The sequence below is a fragment of the Gallintestinimicrobium sp. genome, assembly GCF_046968865.1.
In the GTDB taxonomy this organism is placed as follows: domain Bacteria; phylum Bacillota; class Clostridia; order Lachnospirales; family Lachnospiraceae; genus Gallintestinimicrobium; species Gallintestinimicrobium propionicum.
In genome coordinates this window covers 272,240-298,984 of sequence record NZ_JBKVPW010000001.1, presented here as the reverse complement: position 1 = coordinate 298,984, position 26,745 = coordinate 272,240, and the positions used below count along the sequence as shown (strand labels likewise).

The 26,745-nt window shown below is 46.7% G+C and carries 22 protein-coding genes; 15 read left to right on the top strand and 7 right to left on the bottom strand.

Annotation, left to right across the window (positions count from 1 at the left end):
- Positions 1 to 70: 70 nt before the first annotated feature.
- Positions 71 to 1,501 (bottom strand): transposase, encoded by a 1,431-nt coding sequence (locus ACLTOQ_RS01220; RefSeq protein ID WP_412318481.1) that lies wholly within the window; start codon positions 1,499 to 1,501, stop codon positions 71 to 73.
- Between the two features lie 193 nt (positions 1,502 to 1,694).
- On the bottom strand, positions 1,695 to 2,405 hold the full coding sequence (locus ACLTOQ_RS01215; protein WP_349173576.1) for a hypothetical protein: 711 nt from the start codon (positions 2,403 to 2,405) through the stop codon (positions 1,695 to 1,697).
- Between the two features lie 228 nt (positions 2,406 to 2,633).
- On the opposite strand from ACLTOQ_RS01215, the gene ACLTOQ_RS01210 reads away from it, so the two are divergent.
- Positions 2,634 to 3,917, top strand: a complete 1,284-nt coding sequence (locus ACLTOQ_RS01210) for a sensor histidine kinase (RefSeq protein ID WP_412318480.1) — start codon at positions 2,634 to 2,636, stop codon at positions 3,915 to 3,917.
- Here the strand turns inward: ACLTOQ_RS01210 and ACLTOQ_RS01205 are convergent.
- The 3 genes from ACLTOQ_RS01205 to ACLTOQ_RS01195 all read right to left on the bottom strand — a co-directional run bounded on the left by ACLTOQ_RS01205 (position 3,907) and on the right by ACLTOQ_RS01195 (position 6,547).
- Positions 3,907 to 4,629 carry a LytR/AlgR family response regulator transcription factor gene (locus tag ACLTOQ_RS01205; protein WP_412318478.1) on the bottom strand — a complete coding sequence of 241 codons (723 nt, stop codon included), beginning with the start codon at positions 4,627 to 4,629 and terminating at the stop codon, positions 3,907 to 3,909. The two genes, ACLTOQ_RS01210 and ACLTOQ_RS01205, sit on opposite strands and share 11 nt — an antisense overlap.
- Position 4,630: 1 nt before the next feature.
- Positions 4,631 to 5,602, bottom strand: coding sequence for an SHOCT domain-containing protein (locus ACLTOQ_RS01200; protein WP_412318476.1), 972 nt, complete (start codon positions 5,600 to 5,602; stop codon positions 4,631 to 4,633).
- A gap of 168 nt (positions 5,603 to 5,770) precedes the next feature.
- Entirely contained in the window at positions 5,771 to 6,547 is a 777-nt protein-coding gene (locus ACLTOQ_RS01195) for a hypothetical protein (protein WP_412318475.1), read from the bottom strand.
- A gap of 265 nt (positions 6,548 to 6,812) precedes the next feature.
- Between ACLTOQ_RS01195 and ACLTOQ_RS01190 the strand changes: the two genes are divergently transcribed.
- The 4 genes from ACLTOQ_RS01190 (at position 6,813) to trpS (ending at position 13,634) form a co-directional block, all read left to right on the top strand.
- On the top strand, positions 6,813 to 7,547 hold the full coding sequence (locus tag ACLTOQ_RS01190; protein ID WP_412318474.1) for a TrmB family transcriptional regulator: 735 nt from the start codon (positions 6,813 to 6,815) through the stop codon (positions 7,545 to 7,547).
- Positions 7,548 to 7,604: 57 nt separating this feature from the next.
- Positions 7,605 to 9,353 carry a glycoside hydrolase family 13 protein gene (locus ACLTOQ_RS01185; RefSeq protein WP_412318541.1) on the top strand — a complete coding sequence of 583 codons (1,749 nt, stop codon included), beginning with the start codon at positions 7,605 to 7,607 and terminating at the stop codon, positions 9,351 to 9,353.
- A gap of 366 nt (positions 9,354 to 9,719) precedes the next feature.
- Entirely contained in the window at positions 9,720 to 12,362 is a 2,643-nt protein-coding gene (locus ACLTOQ_RS01180; RefSeq protein WP_412318473.1) for a cation-translocating P-type ATPase, read from the top strand.
- A gap of 201 nt (positions 12,363 to 12,563) precedes the next feature.
- Complete coding sequence (gene trpS / locus ACLTOQ_RS01175; RefSeq protein ID WP_412318472.1) at positions 12,564 to 13,634, top strand: tryptophan--tRNA ligase; 1,071 nt, start codon at positions 12,564 to 12,566, stop codon at positions 13,632 to 13,634.
- Positions 13,635 to 13,821: 187 nt separating this feature from the next.
- On the opposite strand, the gene ACLTOQ_RS01170 is transcribed toward trpS, so the two are convergent.
- Together ACLTOQ_RS01170 and ACLTOQ_RS01165 are read right to left on the bottom strand one after the other, a co-directional pair.
- Positions 13,822 to 15,192 (bottom strand): MATE family efflux transporter, encoded by a 1,371-nt coding sequence (locus tag ACLTOQ_RS01170; protein WP_412318471.1) that lies wholly within the window; start codon positions 15,190 to 15,192, stop codon positions 13,822 to 13,824.
- Entirely contained in the window at positions 15,185 to 15,634 is a 450-nt protein-coding gene (locus ACLTOQ_RS01165) for a MarR family winged helix-turn-helix transcriptional regulator (protein ID WP_412318470.1), read from the bottom strand. The genes ACLTOQ_RS01170 and ACLTOQ_RS01165 overlap by 8 nt, the downstream gene beginning before the upstream one ends.
- 111 nt (positions 15,635 to 15,745) lie before the next feature.
- On the opposite strand from ACLTOQ_RS01165, the gene ACLTOQ_RS01160 reads away from it, so the two are divergent.
- The 10 genes from ACLTOQ_RS01160 (at position 15,746) to ACLTOQ_RS01115 (ending at position 26,498) form a co-directional block, all read left to right on the top strand.
- Positions 15,746 to 16,207: a uroporphyrinogen decarboxylase family protein gene (locus ACLTOQ_RS01160; protein WP_412318469.1), complete on the top strand. Its 462-nt coding sequence runs from the start codon at positions 15,746 to 15,748 to the stop codon at positions 16,205 to 16,207.
- Positions 16,208 to 16,277: 70 nt separating this feature from the next.
- Positions 16,278 to 18,011 (top strand): ASKHA domain-containing protein, encoded by a 1,734-nt coding sequence (locus ACLTOQ_RS01155; protein ID WP_412318467.1) that lies wholly within the window; start codon positions 16,278 to 16,280, stop codon positions 18,009 to 18,011.
- A gap of 287 nt (positions 18,012 to 18,298) precedes the next feature.
- Positions 18,299 to 18,406, top strand: a complete 108-nt coding sequence (locus ACLTOQ_RS01150) for a DUF4143 domain-containing protein (RefSeq protein ID WP_412318540.1) — start codon at positions 18,299 to 18,301, stop codon at positions 18,404 to 18,406.
- A 326-nt stretch (positions 18,407 to 18,732) separates the two neighbouring features.
- On the top strand, positions 18,733 to 20,352 hold the full coding sequence (locus ACLTOQ_RS01145; RefSeq protein WP_412318466.1) for an ABC transporter substrate-binding protein: 1,620 nt from the start codon (positions 18,733 to 18,735) through the stop codon (positions 20,350 to 20,352).
- A 63-nt stretch (positions 20,353 to 20,415) separates the two neighbouring features.
- Positions 20,416 to 21,423, top strand: coding sequence for an ABC transporter ATP-binding protein (locus ACLTOQ_RS01140; protein WP_262586357.1), 1,008 nt, complete (start codon positions 20,416 to 20,418; stop codon positions 21,421 to 21,423).
- A complete protein-coding gene (locus ACLTOQ_RS01135) occupies positions 21,420 to 22,397 on the top strand; it encodes an ABC transporter ATP-binding protein (protein ID WP_412318463.1) in 978 nt (325 codons plus the stop codon). Before ACLTOQ_RS01140 ends, ACLTOQ_RS01135 begins: the two co-directional genes overlap by 4 nt.
- The gene (locus ACLTOQ_RS01130) at positions 22,394 to 23,311 is read left to right on the top strand and encodes an ABC transporter permease (RefSeq protein ID WP_021914288.1); all 918 of its coding nucleotides are present in this window, start codon (positions 22,394 to 22,396) and stop codon (positions 23,309 to 23,311) included. Before ACLTOQ_RS01135 ends, ACLTOQ_RS01130 begins: the two co-directional genes overlap by 4 nt.
- Positions 23,312 to 23,391: 80 nt before the next feature.
- Positions 23,392 to 24,207 carry an ABC transporter permease gene (locus ACLTOQ_RS01125; protein WP_337427082.1) on the top strand — a complete coding sequence of 272 codons (816 nt, stop codon included), beginning with the start codon at positions 23,392 to 23,394 and terminating at the stop codon, positions 24,205 to 24,207.
- 22 nt (positions 24,208 to 24,229) lie between these two features.
- Complete coding sequence (locus ACLTOQ_RS01120; protein WP_262586364.1) at positions 24,230 to 25,087, top strand: glycerophosphodiester phosphodiesterase; 858 nt, start codon at positions 24,230 to 24,232, stop codon at positions 25,085 to 25,087.
- 100 nt (positions 25,088 to 25,187) lie between these two features.
- Positions 25,188 to 26,498: an alpha-amylase family glycosyl hydrolase gene (locus ACLTOQ_RS01115; RefSeq protein WP_412318462.1), complete on the top strand. Its 1,311-nt coding sequence runs from the start codon at positions 25,188 to 25,190 to the stop codon at positions 26,496 to 26,498.
- Positions 26,499 to 26,745 lie beyond the last annotated feature (247 nt).

Below are 26,745 nucleotides of genomic sequence, written 5' to 3'. Positions count from 1 at the left end.
ATGCAACAAAATGGGAAAGATGGAGGGCGTGTGAAAAAATGAGAAATCATTTTTTACACGCTCTTTTAGACTAAAAAATTATAAACGAAGTAGTCTCGTCATTTTTTATAATACCAAAAGTACCTTCTGCCTGGATGGAACGGTTCATTCTAAGCAGCGCACCCTGGATACTCTCAAGGTTTTGAATCACTTCCTGATGCATCTTTGTTAGTTCCTGATTGACACGCACGGTACGGTTTCCTTCTCCCTTTTTACATTTTTCCGCATAAGGACATCCACTGCAGTCTTCGCACTGATAGATTTCCTCTTCCCGTCCATACGCGTTTCCTTTTATTGCCTTACGGTACTGCAAATGAAATCCCTTTCCGTTAGGGCACCGCATTTTTCCATCTCCGTCGATCTTGAAATTAACTGCCCGGAATGGGTCTTCATGATAGTTTTTGTCAGTGGTTTCTTTCTTAAACATTGGGAATTTCATATATTTTTCCAGCCCATTCTGTTCACAGAAAATATAGTTATTATACGAGCCGTAACCGGCATCCGCTACCGGATATTTGGGGTAGAATCCATAAATATCATGGAACTTATTCATGAGGGGGATGAAACAGTCCATATCTGAACGGTATTGGTTCACATCAACAACCGCTATATACTCATCCGCCACACCGACCTGGACATTATACGCCGGGAGCAGCTGGTCATTTCCCATATAGTCCTTTTTGATTCGCATGAAAGTAGCGGAATGATCAGTCTTGGAATAGCTATTGCGTCCATCTCCACAGATTTGGATCTTTTCTACATATTCATTCAGCTTTGACAGATATTCCTTAAGTTTTTCATAATGGCGCTGCTGGACGGACTTTCGATGTCCTTTACCAGCGACAAACGTTGCTTCATCCAACTGCCAGATTTCTACGTATTTCGATGCGGCTTCCTTTAAGTATTCTGGCGAGTATTCCGTATTAATACGGAACTTTATCCCCGTGTATTGAAGCTCAAGATTAATTTCCTGAAACAGGGAAGTGATCTTCTCAAACAGGCGGTATCTGGATTTTTCAGTCGCCTTCTTCCATACCCAGGAATACTTGTTTGCGTTGGCTTCAAACTTAGAACCGTCAATATATAAATGTTGCAGGTCCGTATGTTCTTCCTCAAAAATTTTTTGATTGATATCACAGAATAGTTTCTCAATAGAATCGCTGAGTATCTCATTGATAAAATATCCAAAAGTCCGATAGGATGGGACTTCATGATCCATCAGATACATGAACCTTAGATTCACTTTGCAGCTGTCTTCCAGCTCACGAAGAGAGACATATCCATTTGTCATAAATCCGAACAGGATTGTTTTCAGCATACTGACCGGGTTATACCGAAGTCTTCCCATCTCATGTTTCGGGATTTCCTTCAGGTATTTCTCCAAATCGATTTCTCTCATAAATCGATCAAATGTCAGCACCGGATCACAGATGTCCAGATAATCTTGAATAAATAGTGGCAAAACTGCCTGTTTTGGATTAGAATAAGTATTAGTTAGATTTTTCATCGCAAGTTAATTCTAACACAAAAAGAGGACCTTGGGGTTTTTTATGAACCCTTGGTCCTTCTTTTTTATAGGCTATGTTTTTTCACAGCCCCGTTTTTCATCTTATGATGTGCCTTGGGGAGAGCCATTTTTCTCCGTCCCCAATGGTTTACATTGCCTCAAGGATAGCTGCCAGGTAATCATTGATTGCGCTCATAGCATCAATAGTTGACTCTGCGTCTTCCTCAGCAAGGCTTGCCTGATCAACCTCTCCAAGAGATTCGATCAGCTCCTTGGCCTGATTCAGGTTTGCTTCTACTTCGTCACTCTGCTCAATCTCATCGGACATATAGGCATCGGATACCGCATTGTATGCCTCTACTAACAACTGGTAGTTGCTCTGCAGCACTGCGAAGGTCTCATCAGAACAAGGGGTAGACTCTGTTACCTCTCCCATCATAGCCTCGTCTGCTGCGTAAAGAGCATCTGCAAGGGTTTCCATAGCATTCAACAGAACCAGTGCATCATCCTCAGAAATGTTTTCCTGAGTCAGTTCACCCATCTGGTTGATTGCGTCAGCACTCTGGTTCAATGCATCCTCCAGATCTGCATCAGCTGCAATCTGATCTTCTGAATAAAGGTCAACAGTCTGATTGTGAAGATCTGTCAACAATCCGAACACTTCCTGCAAAGAAGCGAAAGTTTCATCAGAACACATCTCCTTAGCGCCTGTTTCCTCTGCCTCTGCATCCTCTACAGTGTCTGCCTCTGCCTGAACACTTACATCATTCTGAGCAGCGGGAGTCTCCTTGGATCCTCCACATGCAGTCATGGATAATACCATTGTTCCACATACAATCAGTGCAAGTAATTTTTTCATAGTAATCTCCTACCTTTCCGTAATCTGCATCCTATTAGGTGACAATCCACAGGGATCGCTCGCGCCTTCATGCAGGTACATTGTTTACTAACTGAGATCAGTATAATTCCAAATAAATCCCTGGAAACATCTCTGTTGTGAAATGTCGATTTTTTGTCCCGAAATGTAACACAAATTAGGGAAAATACGATATAATGGGAGAAATACAAAGGATGGTTTATTCAAATTATGATACTCCAAATTGTTCGATATATCGTCGCACTCGTCTTCGGAGTCGTAGCAACTGCAGCTTTTGCAGGAATCCGAAATACCAGGAAAAACATCTTTGGCCTAAGTATCGTCTCCTTGGGCATTCTGCTGTTGCAGCTGGTATTTCTCATATTAATGGGATTGGACCAGACCCTGGCCCTGTACCCCATCCATACACATCTGATTTTAATTGTTTTCCTGATTTTTCACTTTGAGTGCACCTGTCTGGATGCCGTTATCTACACCCTTCTGGCTTACATGTGCTGCCAGATACCTGCCTGGTTTTCCAAGCTGGCAATCTATACTCCATTCAATAGTGGCGGTCTGGAACTTACCATCTATATTGTCACAGTGTGCGCCACCTTATATTTGATCTGCCGGTTTGCAGCAAAGCCCGTGCACGAATTGGTGCAAAGCTCCACACGGTCAGCCATTGCCTTCTCCCTGGTTCCTGTCACTTATTACCTGTTCGATTACGTCACTACAGTGTGGACCCAGCTTCTCTATACCGGCAATTACCATATCACCCAGTTTATGCCACTGATTGTCTGCGTCTCCTATTTAATCTTCGCCGTCATCTATAACAAAGAGCAGAAAAAGCGGGTACAGTCCAACGAAGAGCGAACCATGCTGGAAAATGAATTATACAATGTGGAAAATGAAATCGAAAGCTTAAGTGAGTTGGAACATAAGACTCGGGTTTACAGACATGACATGCGCCATCACCTGTCATTGCTTTTAATGTATCTGGAGGAGGATCAGATCAAGGAAGCCAAGACCTACATTCAGGAAAACTTAAAAACCATTGACTCCTTCACTCCAAAAAGATATTGTGATATGCAGATTCTGAATCTGTTATTGTCCCATTTTGCAGGCAGAGCGGAGGAGATTGGAGCAAGCTACCATCCGGATATCAAACTGCCGGATCATCTGCCTTTAAGTAATATGGAAATCTGTACCCTTGTGTCCAATGCTTTGGAAAATGCTTTTGACGCCACAGAAAATGTGCCTGTAGGACGTAGAATGGTAGAGGTAAGAATACAGGAATTTCAGGAGCAGCTTGTGATCTCCATTGATAATTCCTGCAACAATGATATTGTCATTATAGATAATCTGCCCCAGGCCTCCCGAACCGGTCACGGTTACGGAACCAAGAGCATTCAATCCATCGCCAAAGTGCATGGAGGAATGGCCCTTTTCCAGGTAAAGGAGGAAATTTTCTCCCTGATGGTAACCATTCCACTGCACAATATTACTGTCTGATAGCGGAGTGCAGATAGTTTACATACTGTGTATGCACCTCCGTCAGCAAATTTCTGGAGATGGGAATTTCCTTGCCGGTCATAGTTTCGAAACTATTTTTATTCAGACTCTTCATATGATCCATGTTAATCACATAAGAGCGATGGATCTTTAGGAAATTCGGCTGGGAAAGCAAATTTTCCTCATAATCCGAAAGTTTGCCCCGAAGAGCCTTGGTCTCTCCATCAATCAGGTGAAACAACAAGGTTCGGTTATTGATTTCCACATATTCCAGCTGGGACAGGGAAATCACATGCAACTCCTTGGCGTTCTGAATCGTCAGCATATGGCTGACCAATTCCTTCTTTATTGCAAAAATCCGATTTAACCCCTTAAACAACTCCGCTTCGTCCACCGGTTTCATCAAATAGTCAAATGCATGAACCCGGTAACTGTCCACGGCAAATTCCGGACTGGACGTCAGAAACAGAATCGGAATATCCTCATTGATCTGACGAATATCTCTGGCTGCCTCAATGCCGTTAAGGCCCGGCATCAGAATATCCATCAGCAATGCATCATATCTGCCAGAGGAAAGGTTTGACACAAGATCCAAGGCATTTCCATAGAGATCGTAGCGAACCTTTTCCCCTTCCGGCGTCACATAACGTTCCAGCATCTGTGCAATACTATGCAGTTGATTTTTGTTGTCATCACAGATAGCAAGTTTCATTTTACAGTCCTAACAATTGTTTTTTCTTCGCATCAAACTCTTCCTGGGTGATGGCGCCCATATCTAAAAGTTCCTTGAACTTCTTCAGTTCATCCGCTGTACTGACAGGCTGTGCAGGAGCTGCCTCCTGTGCCAGGGAATGATTGTCATTCTCATAAATCACCTTACAGTTGGGATAGCAGGTATCCCGGAAAACCTGAATCAACTCCGTCAACTCAGAAACTTTCTGATTGTAATCTGCCATATAATCATATACGGAAGGATGGGTTCTGTCAAAGGTAGGCGCCCCCTCGTGCTCCTTCACAGAATCCCACCAGGGATGATTCAGCACCAGCTCAATGTGAAATTTCTCAAAAGGCAACACAGGGCGGAAGGAAGGGCTGGAGTAGGAAGAGGAGGAGTAATCCTGTTTCTCATTACTGCCTGCTCTCAGTTCCTCCACACGTTTTCTCTGCTCTTCCATACGCTTTCTCTGCTCTTCCAGGAACTCATAACGCTCATACTCCCGATTAAAAGCATCGATTTCCATCTGCAGTGCATTCACCTCATCCGGCACCGGAGATGTGTAAAACCGAAGGCTCTGAGGTGTCAGCTCCATGAACACTCGGTCATCTTCAGAAATTGTCATACGCTCCACACAATTTCCGGGGAACACAATGGCATTGTTCAAATTTGTGATTTTGAACAGCTGATGCACAGAATCACAGATAAAAAAGGTGTTGCTGAAAAAACGGCTGCTTCTGGAATAAGTCTCCTGGAACATTTCCCTAAGCTTGGCATTTTCCCCATCATAAAATTCCAAATACTTCTGAAATTCAGCCATCGTAAGGTTGTTGGCTCTGCCCTGGGGAAGATTGATCTTGTCCGCACAGACAGAACAAATAGGCTCGCCCTCAATCTTGGTAGGCAACAATCTGGGAGTGGGGCTTCCGCAGATTGGACAAAGTTTTTTCTTATTAGTAAATAGGCCCATAAAAATACCTCCTCGCACGAAACATATTTGATGTTTCTATTCTACAAAAAAATCTTTGCCGTGGGCTATAATCACGCGAAATGTAAGATTTTTGTTGTAAAATGCGAGGAGGAATCATCCATTGTCAAAAAAGCCTTTTTGCCCTTTCCCGTTAGCTATTCCCAATGCCTACAAAACACCGTCTGTCCAGCCAATGTCTTCGCCGTCACCTGAGCCGGCATCGGGCTGCTGAACAGGTTCCGAAGGGGTGGGTTCTGCAGGAGTCGGTTCTGCCGGGGTTGGATTGGATGGCGTTGGATTGCTGGGTGTCGCAGGAGTAGGATTGGATGCCCCTGCACTGCCGCCTGCAGGAGTCTGTGTTCCTGCCTGTCCGGTTTCCTGACCAGTCTGCGTATTTTCTACAGCCTGGCTATTATTGTTTCCTTTGTTCTTCTTGTTATTTGCGTTACCATTTGCACTCTTATCCGCACCGGCACCTTTTTTGTCCACCGTAATTTGCTGGGTCGCATCCGCAAGTCCATTCTCCCTCTTCAAAGAAGCCACAGAAAATCCACCGTTTTCCTCATCCGTTCCGTTTGTCTCCGCCTCCTGGTGCTGTCTTACAATTTCTTCCATCTTCTGTCTGCCTGCAGACACCGGATCAGATTGTTCAAACTCCTGAATGGTGCAAATATCTATCCACTGACCCTGACTGTCTTGCTGCTGTACCATATCATCCAACAATCTGACGGTGGTATCGCCGGATTCTTGGTCCGCTGTGGCCAGATCAGAGGCATTCTCTTCCTTTTGGCCCATTACTTCCTGCCAGGCTTCTCTCTTTTCTGCCTTTAATTCCTTTAACTCACCTAGGGTGCTGTTTAACTTCACCATCAGAATGAGACTTAAAATTGCAAATACAATGGCTGCAATGGCGGTAACAATCAGCCAGTCCTTCCTCTTCTCCATGTGTTTCTCCTCCATACAAATCAACTAGCTTTGTTTTTCCTATGAAATTGGCAGCTTTACTGTGTCTCTACACTGTCAACTATATTTTTCAAAAATTGATATCCACTGGTTCCCGGCTGAAAATCTCCTTTTTTCAATCCCGTTTCATTGAAAAATCTGCACCGGATCTTCTTCCTTTTCAAGGAAATCAAAAAAATACTTGCGTAAGGCAAAAGTTTATGCTATATATAGTTGTATAAAATATACAACGAAAGGAAAGCGAACGATGAAGCTGCAGGAAACCCTGGAACATCTGAATTTTTCAAGGCTGGAAGCACAGATTTATATGGCATTGATCGGTTCTGAGCCCATGTCTGCCTATCAGCTGGCAAAAAAAATCGCAATTGCACGCCCTTCTATTTACAATGCGCTGGAGCACATGCTGGATAAGGGGATGGTGGAGCTGGTGCCGGATCAGACAGCACTGTATACCGCCCAGGAGCCGGATGTGCTTTTGGGGCGGATGCAGGCGGAAATGACAGCAAACCTTTCTCTCGCCAGGCAACAGCTGGAAGAATATGAGACGGCGAAGCAGCCGGAGGTGCATTTCGTATTCCGGGGCTTTGAAACGGCGATGGCAAGGGCAGGGAAGCTTCTGGAGGATGCCCGGGAGGAGGTTTATCTGAATGCGGATTTTGATCTTTCCCGTTTTGCAGAGACCTTCCATCGGCTAAAGAAAAAAGGCGTGCGGATCGTTGCGTTTTCCTTTTATGATCTTGGGCTGAACCGGGAGGATGTGGAGTTTTATACCCACGGAGGAATGCTGACAGCACATCAGCCCTCCCGTCTGATGCTTGTGACAGACAGGCAGATGACGCTGACAGCGGACTGCGGTGCATTTGCCAACTGGAGCGGTACGGTCAGCAACAATGGGCTGATGGTGAAAATTTTGTCGGAGCATATTCAACATGACATCACCTTACTGCAGCTGCAGAAAAAGTATGGTCTGGAAATGTATTGAAATGAGATCGGCTGCAGTTCGAAAGGATGCAGCTTGGAAAAAGGAGGTCTGAACATGATTCATTTAGAAGCGGTTTATCATAGAGCGTCACAGCAGTTTTGCTATGCATTGAATGAGGAAATTTTGATGGTAGGGCTGCAGACCGGAGAAGAAGTGGAACAGGTTTGGATTCATTATGGTGACCCGTTTTCTACCGGTATTCTGGGCGGAAACGAGGCTTGGGAAGGCAGCCGGGAGGAGATCGTGACAAAAATGCGCCTGCCCCAGCACCTCTGGTGGGAAATTCCCGTGCAGCCTCCCTATAAACGGTGCCGGTATTTCTTCGAGCTGCAGGCAGGAGCAGAACGGGTCTTTTATTTTGAAGATGGCTTTCATTCGCCAGAGGATGTGAAAAACGGACAGCTGGGACAGTGCTTTACGTTCCCGTGGATGAACTCGGTGGATATCAACGTGACGCCGAAGTGGGTGCGGGAGACGGTCTGGTATCAGATTTTTCCGGAGCGCTTTTGCAACGGCAACAAAGAAAATGATCCGGACTGGGTAAAGCCCTGGGGATACCATACCGTAAGTAATCTCGATTTTTACGGCGGCGATCTGGATGGAATTCGTCAAAAGCTTCCTTATTTACAGGAGCTTGGTATTACCGGACTGTATCTGACGCCGGTGTTTGAATCTCCCTCAAGTCATAAATATGATACGACAGATTACCGGAAGATCGATCCGGGCTTCGGAGATGAAAAGACTATGAAGCTGCTCGTTAAGGAGGCCCATGACAGAGGCATCCGCGTGATGTTGGACGGTGTATTCAACCATTGCGGCAGTAACTTTTTACCGTGGCGGGATGTGATGGAAAAGGGGCCCAAGTCCCCCTATTACGACTGGTTTATGATCAATCGCTGGCCCTGTCGGGAGCAGGAGGGCAGCACCCGGGATGGACGCTATTATTCCTTTGCCTTTGCGGAGCGGATGCCAAAGCTCAATACGAGTGAAAAAAAGGTGCGGGACTATTTTTTGGATACCGTTCGTTATTGGATTGAGACATTTGACATTGATGGACTTCGGTTAGATGTTGCAAACGAAATTTCCCATCTGTTCTGCCGTGAGCTGCGGCAGATGACAAAGCAGTTAAAACCGGATTTTTATCTGCTGGGGGAAATCTGGCATGACGCAATGCCGTGGCTTGGCGGGGACGAATTCGACGCCGTTATGAACTATCCCTTTGCTGCAGCCATCCGGGAGTTTTGGTATCAGCCGGAAAAGACAAAATCGGATTTGGAAGAGGCGATCCATGAAAATCTGGTGCGTTATATGCGTCAGACGACAGAGGTTTTGTTTAACCTTATGGATTCCCATGATACAGATCGGCTGATCCATCAGACAGGTGGAAATCAGGATCTCTTTTTCCAACAGCTTGCAATGCTCTTTACAATGCCTGGAAGTCCCTGTATCTATTATGGGACGGAAATCGCGATAGAGGGCGGCGCTGACCCGGATTGCAGACGCTGTATGCCCTGGGATCAGATCGAACAGGGAAACTATGCAGAGATTACGGAGCAGGTAAAGCAGCTGATAGCCCTTCGAAAAGAGCCTGCGGCCCGCAGCATGGAAATCACATTTGAAAATAATAACAGCTCTGACCGGGTGGTGGAATATGTCAAAACCGGGGCAGAGGGCAGCAGGCTCCGGGTTGTGTTGAACGCATCCGGAAAAGAGACCGATGTGGAGACAGAGGGCAGCGTGCTGTTTGCAAGAGGTTATGAGAATGGGGTGCTGCGCGCAGGCGGCGCATTGGTGGAACGGCTGTAAAACAAGGATTTCTGGTCAAACCGCAGCGAAAGAGGACAAAAATTTCACCAAAACTTTACCGGCATGTATATTGACAGAAGACTTTGCATATGATAACCTTACTGCTAAACAAAATTCCCTGTGAGGGAGTAGCGAGCGCAGCAAGTGCAGCTGCCGGAATAAAACAGAGCCGGCGGATCGCCTTTGCATCAGCGTAACAAGTCAACAACCCCGATCCTATGCCGATCTGGCTTGTTTTAAATTGCGAGACTCAGATACTGTTTTCTTTTTGAAAAGCAGTATTTGGGTCTTTTGTGATTTAAGACAATAGAGCGATCACGAAGTGAGAGATCTATTGTACGAAAAACACCATCGGGAGGAAAAAGAATGAAGTATTATTGTGAAGACTCACAACAGGTACTGCAGGAGCTGAACAGCCAAAAAAGCGGCCTGACGGAAAAAGAAGCGGCAGAGCGGCTTTTGCAGAACGGGGCAAATGAGTTAAAAGCGGCGAAGGGAAAATCCCTGCTGCGCCGGTTTGCGGAACAGGTGGCAGATCCGATGATCGTGATCCTGCTGGCGGCAGCGGCCATCAGCGGTGTGCTTGCAGTCCTGGAAAATGACAGCTTTGCGGATGTCATCATTATCCTGGCAGTGGTCCTGATCAATGCCGTGCTGGGTGTGTATCAGGAAAGCAAGGCGGAAAAGGCGATCGAAGCGCTGCAGGACATGGCAGCGGCCACCTCAAAGGTTGTGCGGGACGGGAAAATGTCCTCGATTTTGAGCAAAGACCTTGTGGTGGGGGATATCATCTGTCTGGAAGCAGGGGATGCGGTTCCGGCGGATGCAAGGATTCTGGAAAGCGCAAGCCTGAAAGCAGAGGAAGCTGCACTGACAGGAGAATCCGTGCCGGTCACGAAGCTGATCGATCAGATCTTTTTGGCAGACGGGGAACGGGATGTGCCTCTGGGCGACCGTAAAAATATGGTCTATATGGGAAGCACGATCGTATATGGACGTGCTGTGGCAGTCGTAACGGCCACTGGTATGGATACGGAAATGGGAAAAATTGCGGATGCTCTGTCTCAGGCTCAGGAAGGACAGACACCGCTGCAGAGAAAACTGACACAGCTTTCGAAGGTGTTGACAAAGCTGGTGATCGGAATCTGCGTACTGGTTTTTGCGATTCAGATGATCCGGGCAGGCAGCCTGAATTTTGAGGTTGCGCTGAACTCCTTTATGATTGCGGTTTCCCTTGCAGTGGCGGCGATCCCGGAAGGACTTGCGGCAGTTGTGACAGTGGTACTTTCCATCGGTGTAACGAACATGTCAAAACGAAACGCGATTATCCGCCGGCTGACTGCAGTGGAAACCCTTGGCTGTGCCCAGGTGATCTGCTCGGATAAGACCGGAACGCTGACGCAGAACCAGATGACAGTTGTAGATTCCTTCGGAGCAGAAGAGAAGGAGCTTTCGGCAGCAATGGCACTGTGCAGTGACGCAGAGCTGGATGCAGACGGTAACGTGACAGGAGAACCGACGGAGGCTGCCCTGGTTGTCTGGGCGAACCGGATCGGGCAGGATAAGAATCTTTTAAAACAGAGTATGCCCCGTGTGATGGAGGCTCCCTTTGATTCCGGACGGAAAATGATGTCCACAGTCCATAAACGCAAGGATGATTACATTCAGTTTACAAAAGGGGCGCCGGATGTGGTTCTCACCCGTTGTGCATTTTATCTGGAGGATGGACAGCTTCTGCCCATGACAGAAGAATATCGGAAAAAGGTTTTACAGGCAAATAAGTCCATGGCAGATCGGGCACTGCGTGTGCTGGCATGCGGACAGAGAGTCTGGACGAAAAAACCGGAAAGCGAGGATGCGGATCTGCTGGAGCAGGAGCTTTGCTTTTTGGGACTGTGCGGCATGATTGATCCGGTGCGTCCGGAGGTAAAGGCAGCAATTGACGAATGTCGGGAAGCGGGTATCCGACCGGTTATGATCACGGGCGACCATGTGGATACGGCAGCAGCGATTGCAAAAGAGCTTGGTATTTTGCAGGATGGCAGCCTGGCAGTGACCGGAGCAGAGCTGGAAAAAATGGACGATGCAGAATTTGCAGAGAAGTTCCGGAACATCAGCGTTTATGCCCGCGTACAGCCAGAGCACAAGACCCGTATCGTAAACGCCTGGAGAAATGCCGGCTATGTGACGGCAATGACCGGTGACGGCGTTAACGACGCGCCCTCCATCAAGGCTGCGGACATCGGCATCGGAATGGGCATCACAGGAACGGACGTTACCAAAAATGTGGCAGATATGGTGCTGGCGGACGATAATTTTGCAACGATTGTCGGCGCGGTGGAAGAGGGCCGCAGAATCTATGACAACATCCGGAAGGCAATCCAGTTTCTGTTAGGCTCCAATATGAGTGAAGTGCTGAGTATTTTCTTTGCGACACTTCTGGGCTTTACGATTCTGCAGCCGGTGCATCTTCTGTGGATCAATCTTGTAACGGACTGCTTCCCGGCGCTGGCACTTGGTACGGAAAAGGCAGAGCCGAACATTATGAAGCGCAAACCCAGAGATGCGAAGGCCGGGATTTTTGCAGATGGAATGGGCTTTGATATTGCTTATCAGGGACTTTTGGTAACAGCACTTGTCATGGTTTCCTATTTTATCGGACATTTCATGGAAACCGGAGAATGGACCATCACAAACAGCGCCCATGGCACTACGATGGCGTTTGTCACAATGTCAATGGCGGAAATTTTCCACAGCATGAATATGCGTTCCCAGAGAGGAAGTATTTTCAAGCTTGGCTCGAAAAATTGGCTTCTGCTTGGAGCGGCAGTGGTTTCGCTGCTTGCAACTACTGCAGTGTGTGAGATCCCGCTGCTTGCCGGGGCATTTGGCTTTACGAGTGTGGAACCTGCAGAGTATCTCGTTGCACTACTTTTGAGTGTGCTGGTAGTTCCCATCGTGGAGCTTGTAAAGTGGATCCAGCGGCGCAGTGCGAAACACGAGGACTGATCGGCGCAGGTTGAACCACAGAACTGTAACCTGTTTAGAGTCAACAGATGCGAATATACGCAACTGTTGACTCTGTGCTTTTTACGGGATATAATTGGAAAGAGCTGCAGCTGTTGAAACCAACAGACTGCAGGTTTATCAGGATGCGGCAGGCTGCAGACAGCACTGTAGTATCCCAAGAGAAGCGAGAGGGACAGGCATATGAGCAAAAAGAATATTTTAACGGGGGATCGCCCCACAGGACGTCTTCATGTGGGCCATTATGTAGGCTCTTTGAAGGAGCGTGTAAGACTGCAGAATTCCGGTCAGTTTGACGAGATTTATATTATGATTGCGGATGCACAGGCGTTGACAGACAATGCAGAGCATCCGGAAAAGGTACGTCAGAACATTTTACAGGTAGCGCTGGATTATCTGGCATGCGGCCTTGATCCGGAAAAGGCAACGATTTTCATTCAGTCGATGGTTCCGGAGCTGACAGAGCTGACCTTTTACTATATGAATCTGGTAACGGTTTCCAGAGTACAGAGAAACCCTACCGTTAAAGCAGAGATCCAGATGCGTAATTTCGAAGCAAGCATTCCGGTTGGATTTTTCTGCTATCCCATCAGCCAGGCTGCGGACATTACTGCATTCCGTGCAACTGCCGTTCCGGTTGGCGAAGACCAGCTGCCGATGCTGGAACAGTGTAAGGAAATCGTACATAAGTTCAACAGCGTTTATGGGGACACCCTGACAGAGCCTGAGATCATCCTGCCCTCCAATAAGGCATGTTTAAGACTGCCCGGCATCGACGGCAAGGCGAAGATGAGCAAATCCCTTGGCAACTGTATCTATCTGTCCGACACAGAAGCAGATGTGAAGAAAAAGGTTATGAGCATGTTCACAGATCCGAATCATTTGCGTGTGGAGGATCCCGGCAATGTAGACGGAAACCCTGTATTTATCTATCTGGATGCGTTCTGCAGACCGGAGCATTTTGCAGAGTTTTTACCGGATTACCAGAATCTGGACGAATTGAAAGCACATTATCAGCGGGGCGGTCTGGGCGACGTCAAAGTGAAGAAGTTCTTAAACAACGTTATGCAGTCTGAGCTTGCGCCGATCCGTGAGAGAAGAAAATACTGGGAAGAGCATCTGACGGATGTTTACGACATTCTGAAAAAGGGCAGTGAGGTTGCAGAAGCAAAGGCTGCGGAAACCTTAAAGGATGTCAAGGCAGCGATGAAGATCAATTATTTCGAGGACAGCAGCCTGTTAAAGGGCGAATGAAAATTATCTGCGTGTTTCGCGGAAAAATAAAGGCTTATCGGAAATAATCAGGGCGTGTGAAGGATGAGAAATCATTTTTTGCACGCCCTGATAATGTAAGAGGCGGCAGCACTTTTTGCTGTCGCCCCTTAGCGGCCTAAAAGCAAAGACAGGCGGGGCTGTCAATAGCGGACGTAGCCCGTTCATTTTACTGTGGACTAATATGTGTTGCATTTTTTTGCTTTCTTAATTCTGTTCCCACTAACACAATAGATAGCACAAACGCTGAAAAATCAGCAACAGGCCCCGCTAGCAATACTCCCATAATTCCGAAACGAAGCGGGAGCAGCAGGGTAAGCGGAATCAAGAAAAAGGTCTGCCTTGTTAATGCCAACAGAGCACCTTTTAACGCTTTTCCTATTGCGGTAAAAAAGTCGGAAGAAAGCAACTGCACACCATTTACCAACACCATGAAAATATAGGTACGCATGAACAAAACAGCAAATTCAAAATACAGCTCGTCCCCGTCTCCGAATAGTGAAATGATAGATCGCGGGAAAAATTGAAATGCGATAAAAGCAATAGTGGAAACAACAAGGTTCCATTTTACTGCAAGCAGGTAAGCCTCCCGTACCCGATGATATTGCCTTGCTCCATAGTTGAAACCGATAATCGGCTGCATCCCTTGCGAGATTCCTGTAACAATCGCAAGGATTATGGCATTTGTTTTCATAACAATTCCGCAAGCTGCCAAGGGAATATCCGTTCCATATTTTGTTAATGCGCCGTAATAAGTCAACGAATTGTACTGAATGATTTGAATCACGGTAATTGCAATCTGATTTGAGCAGCTGCTTATCCCCATGCTGCAAATTTTCAGGCTTTCTTTAATGTCAAATAAAAACGACTTTTTTTCAAAATGGATTGTTTGGAAACGCCATAGATAACGGAGTGCGAGTGTGAAAGAAAAAATTTGCCCAATAACCGTTGCCCAAGCTCCGCCGGCAATTCCCCAATCGCAAACAAAAATAAAAATGGGGTCAAGAATGGTATTGATAATAGCTCCCACAACCATGCAGGCCATTGAATACTTTGGTTTTCCATCTGCTCGAATCAAATTGCTCATACCATTCGTTACAATGAGAAACGGCATTCCAATCAATGTTATGCTGGCATACTGCTTTGCATATGGAAATACAGCTGTCGTTGCCCCAAATGCCTTTAGGAGCAAAGGCAGAAAAGTTTCTCCAACCAGCAAATAAATAATTCCGAAAATTCCCATCAGAACAATACCATTTCCCGCTGCTTTGGCGGCAGCTTTCGGCTCTTTGCATCCAAGACAGAGGGAAACACGGGAAGAACTGCCAATTCCGACCAGTAGTGCAATGGCAAGGCAGATGGTAGAAAACGGGTAGGCAACATTGGTTGCTGCATTTCCCAAATAACCGACCCCTTGACCAATAAAAATCTGATCCACAATATTGTAGATTGAGCCGACAAGAGACGCCACAATACTGGGAACAGCAAAATTTTTCAACAGCTTTGGTATTTTTTCATAGCCCAGAGGATTTTCAGTCATTGAACTCCTCCCCCTTTCTCTCTATATGGAGTTCCGATGTGATATTTCTGCCCGCCTGTATTAAGAAATCCATAAAAAGGTTCTGCTCGGATTCGCTCATACCCTGCAATAAAAGAGCTTCTGTCTTTTCGCATATCATCTGTATCTCGTCAATAATAGACAATGCTCTTTCTGTAGGATACAATTTACATGTCCGCTTGTCATTATCATTGGGAGAACGTGTAATCATTCCCTGCTTTTCCAATGTCGCAACCGTCCGTACAATATTGCTTGGATGAACATAGAACATATTCAACAAAGAATCTTGTAGAATACCGGGCGAACGACAGATTTTGATTAAGAACATATATTGACTGTTGTTGATTCCATAGGGGGCAAGTTGCTTGTCCAAATAGATTTTGTAAAATCGGTCTGTTACGGAAAGCCATTTTAATAGTTGCATAGATATATACCTCCAAACAGAACGTATTGTACATCAATATGCGTGCGCACGCAAGTATTTTTTCTGCCAACAAATATTTCCACAATGCTTGTCTTTTGGTCTTTGTTTTCTTTGGTTCGGAATAGTGTGGTGCTGGCGGTCTATCTCTTGTTTTCGGTTGCTTGCTTCTTTACCGTACATGAGCATTACTGTAAGGCGTATAAAAAATGCGGCGCAAACGGCGTTGTTATCGCAGAGCCGCTGGCAGGAGTGCTTTCTCCTGCGATGGAAGATTCGCTTGCATCCATCGGTGCGATGGGATATCATTTTGGAAATGCAGTCAATATGGAAGACGCGCTGGAGAAGATGCCGGCAGACAGACTGGTCATGGGAAATGTAGATCCTGCTGGGCAGTTTAGAAACGGTACGACAGAATCTATCCGGAAGGCGACGCTGGAAGTGATGGAAAAATGCTGCACGCATGATAATTTTATCATTTCCTCCGGATGTGATATTCCTCCGATGTCCAAATGGGAGAATATCGACGCGTTCTTTACGGCTGTATCGGAATATTATGAAGCAAAGGACAAATAGGAGACCGGATTGTTGGCTGGCAGGCAGAAAACAGACGGTTCGGAGCCTGTTTGACAGGACAGAATAAAAAATGACAGATAACTGCGAAAAAATCCGTTTTTGGATCAATGAAGAGGCTTTTTTTACAGAGCCCGGAACAACAGTCAGCAGTCTGCTGAAAAAATCACACGGAGTGGAAATGCCCTGTGGCGGACGGCATGCCTGTGGAAAATGTATGGTGTATGCGGAGGGAGGTTTTGCGGCGCCGTCTGAGACGGAAAAAAAACTTCTTGGAGCCGAGCGTCTTGCGCAGGGAATCCGGCTTGCCTGTTTTCTGAAAGCAGTGCCGGACGGGAAAATCGATGCGCTGCGGCAGGAAGCAGACGGGGAGGAGACCATTTGTGTAAGCACGCCGTCTGCACCGTCAGTTGCCTGCGCCGCCGGCATGTCGCCTGCTCCGCCGTCAGAGCGCGCCAGTGCAGCGCAGCCGTCAGAGCACACCAGCGCTGCGCCGTCTGCAGAAGCTGCGCCCGGCGCGCGGCTCTACCGTCATCTCGGCGCGGCAGTGGATATCGGTACAACGACAATTGCAGCCGTCCTCTATCGGGAAGGCAGGGCTGTCGGAACGATGGGTGCATGGAATCCGCAGTCCGTGTTCGGAGCGGATGTCATCAGCCGGATGGAAGCTTCTCTGGAGGGAAAAGCAGGTAAACTTGCGGCAATCGTCCGGGAGGCAGTGTCGTGCCTGCTTACAGAGCTGGCAGAACACGCAGGAGAAAGTGCAGAGGCCATTGAGACAGTTATCATTACCGGAAATACGTCGATGCTGTATTTCCTGACGCAGAAGGATCCCAGATGCCTGTCAAGGGCGCCGTTTGAAGCGGACGAGCTGTTTGGCTGGTGGACGATAGGAGAAGCACTGGATTTGAGCTGCCGGAAAGCAGACGTATATCTTCCGCGCTGCATGTCTGCGTTTGTCGGTGCGGATATTACGACAGCGATTCTTGGATCGGGTCTTACAGAAACGAACCGCATACCCGGAGCGGACGGCAGCCGCAAAGAAGCTGCGGCAGCAATTGACACGAATGTCAGCTGCGGAGAATTGAATGGCGTCTCAGCCGCGCGCAGCGGCAGATCCCGGCTGATGGTGGATGTGGGGACGAACGGAGAGATTGTCCTGTTTCATAAGGAACGCCTGATTTGCTGCGCGACAGCGGCGGGACCGGCTTTTGAGGGCGCTGGGCTTTCCTGCGGCATGCGAGGTGTGGCAGGTGCCATTGACCATGTAAACTGGGAAAACGGCAGCTGGAAGGTACATGTGATTGGCGACAGGGAGGCTTCTACAGCAGAAGGCATCTGCGGCAGCGGCGTGATCGACGGTGTGGCAGGATTGCTGGAAAGCGGATTGCTGGAGGATACAGGTTATCTGGAAGAGGATGTATGCTTTGCTGGAAACGTCGGTCTGACTGCAGAGGATATTCGTGAGGTTCAGCTTGCCAAGGGAGCGATCCGGGCAGGAATGGAGACACTTTTGGCGGAGGAAAAAATAGATGCTGCCGGGTTGGAAGGCCTGTATGTGGCAGGTGGCTTTGGCTCCTATATGTCGTCCAAAAGCGCAGAAAGAATCGGACTTTTTCCCAAAATTGACCTGTCCCGTATTAAAATCTGCGGAAACGCGGCACTGGCGGGTGCGGTAAGGATTCTGCATGACCGCAGGCTGGAAAAAGAAGCAACAGCGCTGGCAGAGCGGGCAAAGACCATCAATCTTGGATCGAGTGCGAAATTTCAGGAATTTTATATGAAATATATGATGTTTGATGAATAGAAAGGAAGAAAGCGTTCGGTCTTGGATTCGGAGCGATGTGCTCGATTCCCTATCTGTTTATCGGGGGAATCCATACTGCAGTTATGTGAGGAACGATTCTATGGAACGATTTGTCTTAAAAAATTGCTGGCTTGGAAGAATTCTCCCTACCGCAAGCCTTTAATCTTGAAGGGTGTACGTCAGGTGGGTAAGACTTGGATTCTGAAAGAGTTCGGCGGACGCTGTTATGAAAATACAGCTTACTTTAACTTTGATGAAATGAAGAATATAAGAAATTTTTTGAAGTCATGCCCCGTTATTGGAGTCAGAACAACCCGCCTTACGAAGTTGATTTCCTCATTCAGCGGGAGAACGACATCTTCCCAGTGGAGGTCAAATCCGAAGCTGGACGATGATGTGCTGAACATTCCGCTATTCATGGCAGATCAGGCGGATCGATTGATTGGGTTGGCATTGGAACCGGGTAACGCACAGTAATAGAAGTACAGAGCGGCAGTTTTCCAAATTGGATAATTTCATAAAATGCTTTTCTGATTTGCAGGATTTTCCGGAAAGGAAATCCTGCATTTTTTATATGCAGAACTTTTACAAACGATTTACGCATTCCTGATGGTGACAAATAGAAAAGAGACATAAGATGTTAACAGTTCTTTTGATGATGTGCACACAAAACTTAGAACTGCAGGAAAGGGAATAGAAAACACAACAAGAAGGAGAATGTATGAAAAAAAGGACTCGGTTGATTGCCGGAGTAATGGCAATGATGCTTACGCTTGGTGGCTGCGGCTCTGCTGCAAATACCGCAAATAAGAAAGAGGCGACTCAGACGACTGCTGAGCAGACTGCGTCTTCACAGGAGGATACAGCAGAAGCTGCAGCAAAAGAAACAGAATTGGATGTTTTGAAAATTGGTCTTGCTGCTTTGCCGACACAGTTAGATCCGGACAGATCCATCGGTATTGCCAGCATTAAGCTTTTTTATAATATTTTTGATACCCTGCTTTTCACGGATAAAGAAGGAAATATCACCGGACAGCTGGCAGATAGCTGGGAATGGCAGGATGATACAACATTAAATGTAAAAATCCGGGAAAATGTTACCTTCCAGAACGGCGAGGTATGTGATGCAGAGGATGTGAAATTTACATTTGATCGAATTTTAAGCGGCTATGGAGATGGAACCATTGCAGTATTATATGAAACACTGGATTCCGTCGAAAAGATAGATGATCTTACGGTACAGTTCAAGCTGAAAAAACCGGATGCTGCGTTTGAACAGAGACTGGGCTCTATCTGGGGAGCAAGCATTGTACCGAAGGATTATATTGAAGAAATCGGAGATGAAGCCTTTCAGACTGCTCCCATCGGTACCGGCCCGTATAAGCTGACACAGTACTCTCCTGAAAAATATGTGTTGGAGCGTTACGACGGCTTCTGGGGAGATAAGCCTGCTGCAAAGAGTATAGAATTTATTTCTTATCCGGAAGCATCTGCCCGTATGACCGCTTTGATCACAGGGGAAGTAGATATTATCAATGATGTGCCTTCTGATGCGGTAGATACGATCAATGGAACCTCCGGTGTGAGCGTGGTGGGAACCTCCATTAAAAATATCCATATATACACATTTAATACCAGAAATGAAGACAGCATTATGTCAAATCAGAAATTCAGACAGGCATTGACGATGGCAATAGACCGCCAGACACTGGTAGATACCCTTTGGTCCGGATATGCAAAGGTTCCGAATGGGCATCAGTTTGAAAGCTATGGAGATTTATATATTGAGGACTATCCCGGTGTACAGTATGATCCGGAAAAAGCTCGTGAATTAGTAAAAGAATCCGGATATGACGGGGAAGAGGTTATTTCCATCGAAATGGCGGACGGTTATTATACAAACGGCAATCAGGCAGGTGAGGCCATTGTCAGCATGCTTGCGGATATCGGCGTAAAAGCAGAAGTCGTATTTACAGACAAATTCTCCTTCAGTGCAGACATCCGGGCATGGTCCTCTGCTTCCCGGTTTGATAATCCCCTTGGTGCATTATGGCTCCTGTTTGGAACAGGATCCGGACCGGCAAACCCGGAAACAGGAAGCTGGACACCTACAGAGGAATTTGTGGCAGCAGGAAATACACTGATCGACAGCAAGGATCTGGAAGAACAGCGGCAGGCAGCAAGAACCCTGATGGAAGTATTCGATACCTACTGCCCAGGCACTTATTTGTATCAGGCAGAAGATTTGTATGGTATCAGAGATGGTCTGGAATGGGATATGACATATTGTGAAAACCAGATCATGCCGTTCCGTGCAGGGGATCTGAAAGTTGCAGAATAATGACAGGACTGCTTCCCGGCAGATATCTGCCGGGAAGCAGATTTTGAAAGGAAGTATAGTTATTTGGAAGCTATTCTGAAAATAAAAGGGTTAAAAAGCTATTACTACTCGGGACAAAACGTAATTCCGGCAGTGGATGGAGTGGATCTTGATATTTATCCTGGTGAAATTGTCGGAATCGTAGGAGAATCCGGATGTGGAAAAAGCACGGTTGTGCGCAGCTTGATGGGATTGCTGGATCCTGTTTCCTCCAAAAGGGAGGGCGGACAGGCCATTTATCTGGGGAAGGATCTGTTTCAGATGAAGGAAAAAGAGCTTTGCCGGATAAGAGGAAAAGAAATTTCCATGATCTTTCAGAATCCCCTCTCCGCATTGGATCCGGTGTACACGATAGGAGATCAGATCGTAGAGATCATACGCATACATGAAAAAATCTCTAAAAAAGAAGCCTATGAAAAGGCTGTTTTTTTGTTAAAGCAGGTAAAAATCCCTTCACCGGAGGTGAGGATCCAACAATATCCTCACGAATTGTCCGGAGGTATGCAGCAAAGAGTTATGATCGCCATTGCATTGGCATGTAACCCGAAGGTACTGATCGCAGACGAACCGACAACGGCGTTGGATGTGACGATCCAGGCCCAGATCCTTTCCCTGCTGAAGGAGCTGCGGGATCAGCTGGGAATAGCAGTCATACTGATAACCCATAATATGGGAGTAGTGGCCGCTGTCTGTGACCGTATGCTGGTAATGTATGGCGGTGCAGTAGTAGAAGAAGGAAAATGTACAGAACTGTTCGAAAATCCATGCCACCCTTACACCAGAGGGCTTCTGGCAGCAATTCCCAGCATAAAAGAGAGAAAAGAAAAGCTGTATACAATCCCTGGTCAGGTTCCAAAGATGAAAGTACCGGTACAGTACTGTCGGTTTTGCAGCCGCTGCAGCTATGCACAGGAGGTATGCCATGAGAAAGAGCCGGGTATGCAGGGGGAAAACGGACATTTATACAAATGCTTCTATACTCCGCAGCAGCAGGAAAAAGAAAAATGCGGGCCTGGAGGGGTTGCCTTGTGAAAGAGAAAATATTAGAAGTCGTTGATCTATGTAAAGAATATCCGGTAAAAAGAGGAGCACTGCTTCCAAAAGAAATTGGAATGGTACATGCCGTGAATCATGTTTCCTTTACCCTGTATCAGGGCGAAACACTGGGGATCATCGGGGAATCAGGGTGTGGAAAAACAACCCTGATCCGCATGCTGATGGGGTTGGAGGAAGCGACTGGCGGTTATGTGCAGTTCGGGGACAAAAAAATACACAGACATATGCCTCCTTTGGTTAGAAAAAATATACAGATGGTATTTCAGGATCCCTATGCATCTCTGGATCCCCGCATGAGCATTCAGCGAATTCTGGAAGAGCCGTTACGGATCCATGAGCGGATGAGTGCAGAGGAAAAGAAATCGAGAATCCTCCCTTTGTTGGAGCAGGTGGGATTATCCAGAGACTCTCTGAAAAAATATCCCCATGAATTTTCAGGAGGACAGAGACAGAGGATTGCCATTGCCAGAGCTTTGGTGACGGATCCGCAGCTTTTATTGTGTGACGAACCAGTTTCTGCGTTGGATGTTTCTATTCAGGCGCAGATATTAAACCTTTTGAAGGATCTGCAGGAGAAAAAGAAGCTGACCTATGTTTTCGTTTCACATGACATGAGCGTTATAAGCCATATCAGTGACAGAGTGCTTGTAATGTATCTCGGGCAGGCAGTAGAACTGGCGGAGAAAGAAGATCTGTTTGAGCATCCGCTTCATCCCTACACCCAGGCCCTTATGCAGGCAGTACCGATACCGGATCCCAGAGAACAGGATCAATGCAAAGTACTGGAGGGAGAGATCCCCAGTCCCATGGATTTGCCCTCTGGATGTCCGTTCTGCGCGCGTTGTAAAAAGGCACTTGCTATTTGTAAAGAGATCAGACCGCAGATGGCAGAAACGGCAGATGGACATCAGGTTGCCTGTCATTTATACACGGATGGAGGAAAGCAATGAAACGTTATATTATATTGCGTGTAGGAAAGGCGGTACTGACGATATGGGCAGTTTACACTCTGGTTTTTTTCCTTACCAGAGTAACGGGAGATCCGATTGAATGGCTGACATTGGCCGGAGCCAGTGATTCTGCAAAAGAAATCCTGCGGACAAATCTGGGACTGGATATGCCGCTGTGGCAGCAGTACATAAAATCATTTGTCGGGCTCTTTACGGGGGATACCGGAATGAGCTATTACTATGCACGTTCTGTTTCCGATCTCTTCGCAGAGCGTATGATTCCGACAATTTCATTGGGAAGCATTGTATTGGGACTTACCATTGTGATCGGAATCCCCTTGGGAGTTCTGGCAGCGGTGAAGCACAATACCCTGTTAGACCGGATCACCATGAGCAGTGCGGTGGTAGGCAGTACTCTGCCTAATTTTATATTGGGAATCCTGTTGATCTTTATTTTTTCTCTGAAACTCAGAATTTTGCCAAGCGGCGGTATCGGAACTCCACAGCACTTTCTCATGCCGGTAATCGCGTTGTCAGTAGGTCCCATTGCCAATGTTGCAAGACTTACCCGCAGCTCGCTTCTGGATGTGATCGGACAGGAGCATTTGGATTGTGCCAGAGCAAAGGGCATGCGGGAATGGAAGGTGGTTTTAAAGCATGGCCTCAGGAATGCGCTGATCCCGGTCATTACGATTTTGGGAGCACAGTTAAGTGCTATGATCGGAGGATCTGTTGTTGTGGAAACGGTATTCGCGTGGCCCGGGATCGGAACCTTAATTGTTTCCAGTGCACAGCAGCGAGATTTTCCTGTGGTAGTATTTGGCGTTCTGGTGATATCGGCTTCCGTAACATTTGTGAATCTTTTGGTAGACCTTTCTTATGGTTTGCTGGATCCGCGAATACGCGATCATTAAAGGATTTCAGATAAAATACAGAAATGAGGATAAGTATGCGGAACAGAAAGCTCGGTAGAAAAAGATGGATCATTCCACCGATGATAATTTTTTTAATGGTGACACTGGCAGTAATCGTTATAACGGCGCTGCTTGCACCGGTGATTGCACCGATCGATCTGGGGGCAAGTGATCTTACACAAAGATTAAAAATGCCAAAATTTAAGGATCCCACATCCCCCTATTTATTTGGAACGGATAATCTGGGCAGAGATGTTGCGATCAGATTGCTTTATGCCACAAGATCCACCATCATGATTTCCTTTACCGGCATGATCATTGCGACGGTAACTGGAACTGCATTGGGGATTCTTTCCGGACTGGGCGGAAAATGGATAGACGCGGTATTGTCTTTCTTTACAGATGTACGTTTATCTATACCAACCACATTTATCGGTATTATTTTTGCTTGTATTCTGGGGGCAAAGCCGGTTACGACAATTCTCGTTATGGCAATCACAGGATGGTCTTCCTATTGCCGTCTGGTAAGAAGCCAGATTTTTCAGCTGAAAAATGCGAAGTTTATCGAAGCGAGCCGTTCTATGGGGGCAAGCGGAGTAAAAATTGTGTTTGAGCATATTCTGGTAAATATTGCATCGCCCCTGATCGTGCAGACTACCATGGAGCTGGGGGGATTTATTTTGCTCGAAAGCACCTTGTCTTTTTTGGGACTTGGAATAGAGCCTCCCGGCACATCTCTTGGCGTGATGGTCAGTCTGGGCAGAGATTATATGCTGACGCATTGGTGGCTGGCGGTACTGCCCAGTATTATCATAGTGGTACTGATCTTAGATATTTCCCTGATCGGAGACTGGCTGAGAGATAGATTGGATCCTAAATTAAAAAATGCTTCCTGAAAAAAGAAAGGAAATGGATAAAATGTCAAAAAGAAAATTTTGCTCACACAGAGGATTTAATGCCGTTGCGCCGGAAAATACACTGCCGGCATTTGCGGCTGCGGTGGCATTAGGAGCGGATGAGATAGAATTTGATTTATGGCCGACGGCGGATGGACAGCTGGCAGTGTGTCATGATCCGTCGGTAGACAGGACGACAGACGGCAAAGGCACAATCTGTGATATGACATGGGAACAGATGAAAAACCTGGATGCAGGAAAGAAATTTCATTCGGAATATGAAGGAGTACGTATTCCTTTATTTGAAGAGGTGCTGCGGCAGTTTGCCGGTAAGGTAGTTATGAATATTCATATCAAATCCATTGGCGCTTCGGTTCTTAAAAATCGGATCATGGAGGGAAGAGGACAGGAGCTGATGGAAATATATACAGAAAATAAGCCGCTGCCGATGCCTCTTAGGGAGCCGGAGCCGATGGTGCTGAAGGATCTGGAAGACAGAGAAATTCCGGCTTATGATGAGAATACCTTTCAAAAAATCCTGCAGCTGCTGGATAAATACCAATGCAGAGACATGGTTTATATTACCGGGGAGAAGGATGTTTTGGAAACGGCATTAAAAATGGCGCCGGATATCAAAAGATGCTGTCTGGAGGGACATATGAATTACAGCATTGTGGAAAATGCCATTCGGTATCAGTGCAGCCGGGTACAATTCTGCAAATTATTTCTGACCCGGAGCATGATCGACAAGGCTCATGCAAAGGGGATGATCTGTAATTTATTTTGGTCGGATGATGCAGAAGAAGCAAAAGCCTTCTTTGATATGGGGATCGATGTCATATTAACGAATCATTTTTTAAAAACATCAGGGATTGATTGATTCTATTGGAAAAGTGCAGGATTCTGATATTGAGCAGTCCGGAGGAAAATGGTAAAATAGACAGGTCAGCAAACATACTGGCAGGAAAGAGGAATTTACTATGTGGGCATATGAAAGTGTATTTTATCAGATTTATCCCCTTGGTTTTGTCGGAGCACCGTTTGAAAATGACGGGGTGGAGACACATCGGATTTTGAAGGTGCTGGACTGGACAGATCATATCAAAAAGCTGGGGGCAAATGCGATTTATTTTTCACCGGTCTTTGAATCGGATACCCATGGGTACAATACAAGGGACTATCGTAAAATCGATTGCCGCCTCGGTTCGAATGAAGACTTTAAGCAGGTTTGCGATAAGCTTCACAGCGAAGGCATCCGGGTTGTGCTGGATGGCGTGTTCAATCATGCAGGACGCGGCTTCTGGGCATTTCAGGATGTTTTGAAAAACAGGGAAAATTCCCCCTATTTAAACTGGTTTCATATCAATCTTGGCGGCAACTCCAATTACAATGACGGTCTGTGGTACGAGGGCTGGGAAGGCAATTACGATCTTGTCAAGTTGAATTTACAGAACGAGGAGGTTGTCCAGTATCTTCTGGAAAGCGTAAGAGGCTGGGTTGACGAGTTTGACATTGACGGTCTGCGGCTGGATGTCGCTTATTGTCTGGACGAAAATTTCGTCCGCCGTCTGAGAAGCTTCTGCGACAGCTTAAAGCCGGATTTCTTTCTCGTCGGAGAAATGCTGCATGGGGATTACAACCGGTTGATGAATGATTCCATGCTGCATTCTGCCACCAACTATGAATGCTATAAGGGACTGTATTCCAGCTTCAACAGTATGAATATGTTTGAAATTGTCCACTCTCTGCTGCGCCAGTTCGGCCCGGAAAACTGGACCCTTTATAAAGGAAAGCATCTGCTTAGCTTTGTGGACAACCATGATGTGACGCGAGTGGCAAGCATCCTTACCAATGAAAAACATCTGCCGCTTATTTATGCGCTGATGTTTGGTATGCCCGGAATCCCCTGCGTTTATTATGGAAGTGAATGGGGCGCAAAGGGAGAGAAAAGCCAGGGAGATCCTGCACTGCGTGCATGCTTCGATGGGCCTCAGACAAACGGGCTGACAGAGTGGATCGCAAAGCTTGCAGAAGCTAAAAAACACTCCAATGCCCTCAATTATGGCGCATTCCGCAGTGTTGTGCTGACGAACCGCCAGTGCATTTTTGAACGCGCCGTAGATGGAGAACGGGTTTTGGTTGCGATCAATGCAGAGGAGCATCCCTATACAGCCCACTTCGATGCAGGCTGTGGTCGTGCGGTGGATCTGATCACCGGACAGGAGCATGATTTTGGCGGCGGAAGTGAGCTGCCGGGATATAGTGCTTACTTCTGGAAATGTGAGAGATAATAGTCGAAAAGAAAAGACGTTCCCGAAACAAATCTGTTCGGGAACGTCTTTTTTTCATGACAATAGAATGCTCACAGAGCGTGCATTCTATTGTTATCGGATAGGAAACTTCGTTTTCATACGATAATAAATGCTTTACGAGGATGCGCACACGGCGCAAGGGTAGATGATTGCCGAAGCAGCCGCGCCTCGGCGCGAGAATGTGCCAAGGCACATTCTTTTTCAAATCAGTGATCGGCATTGCGCT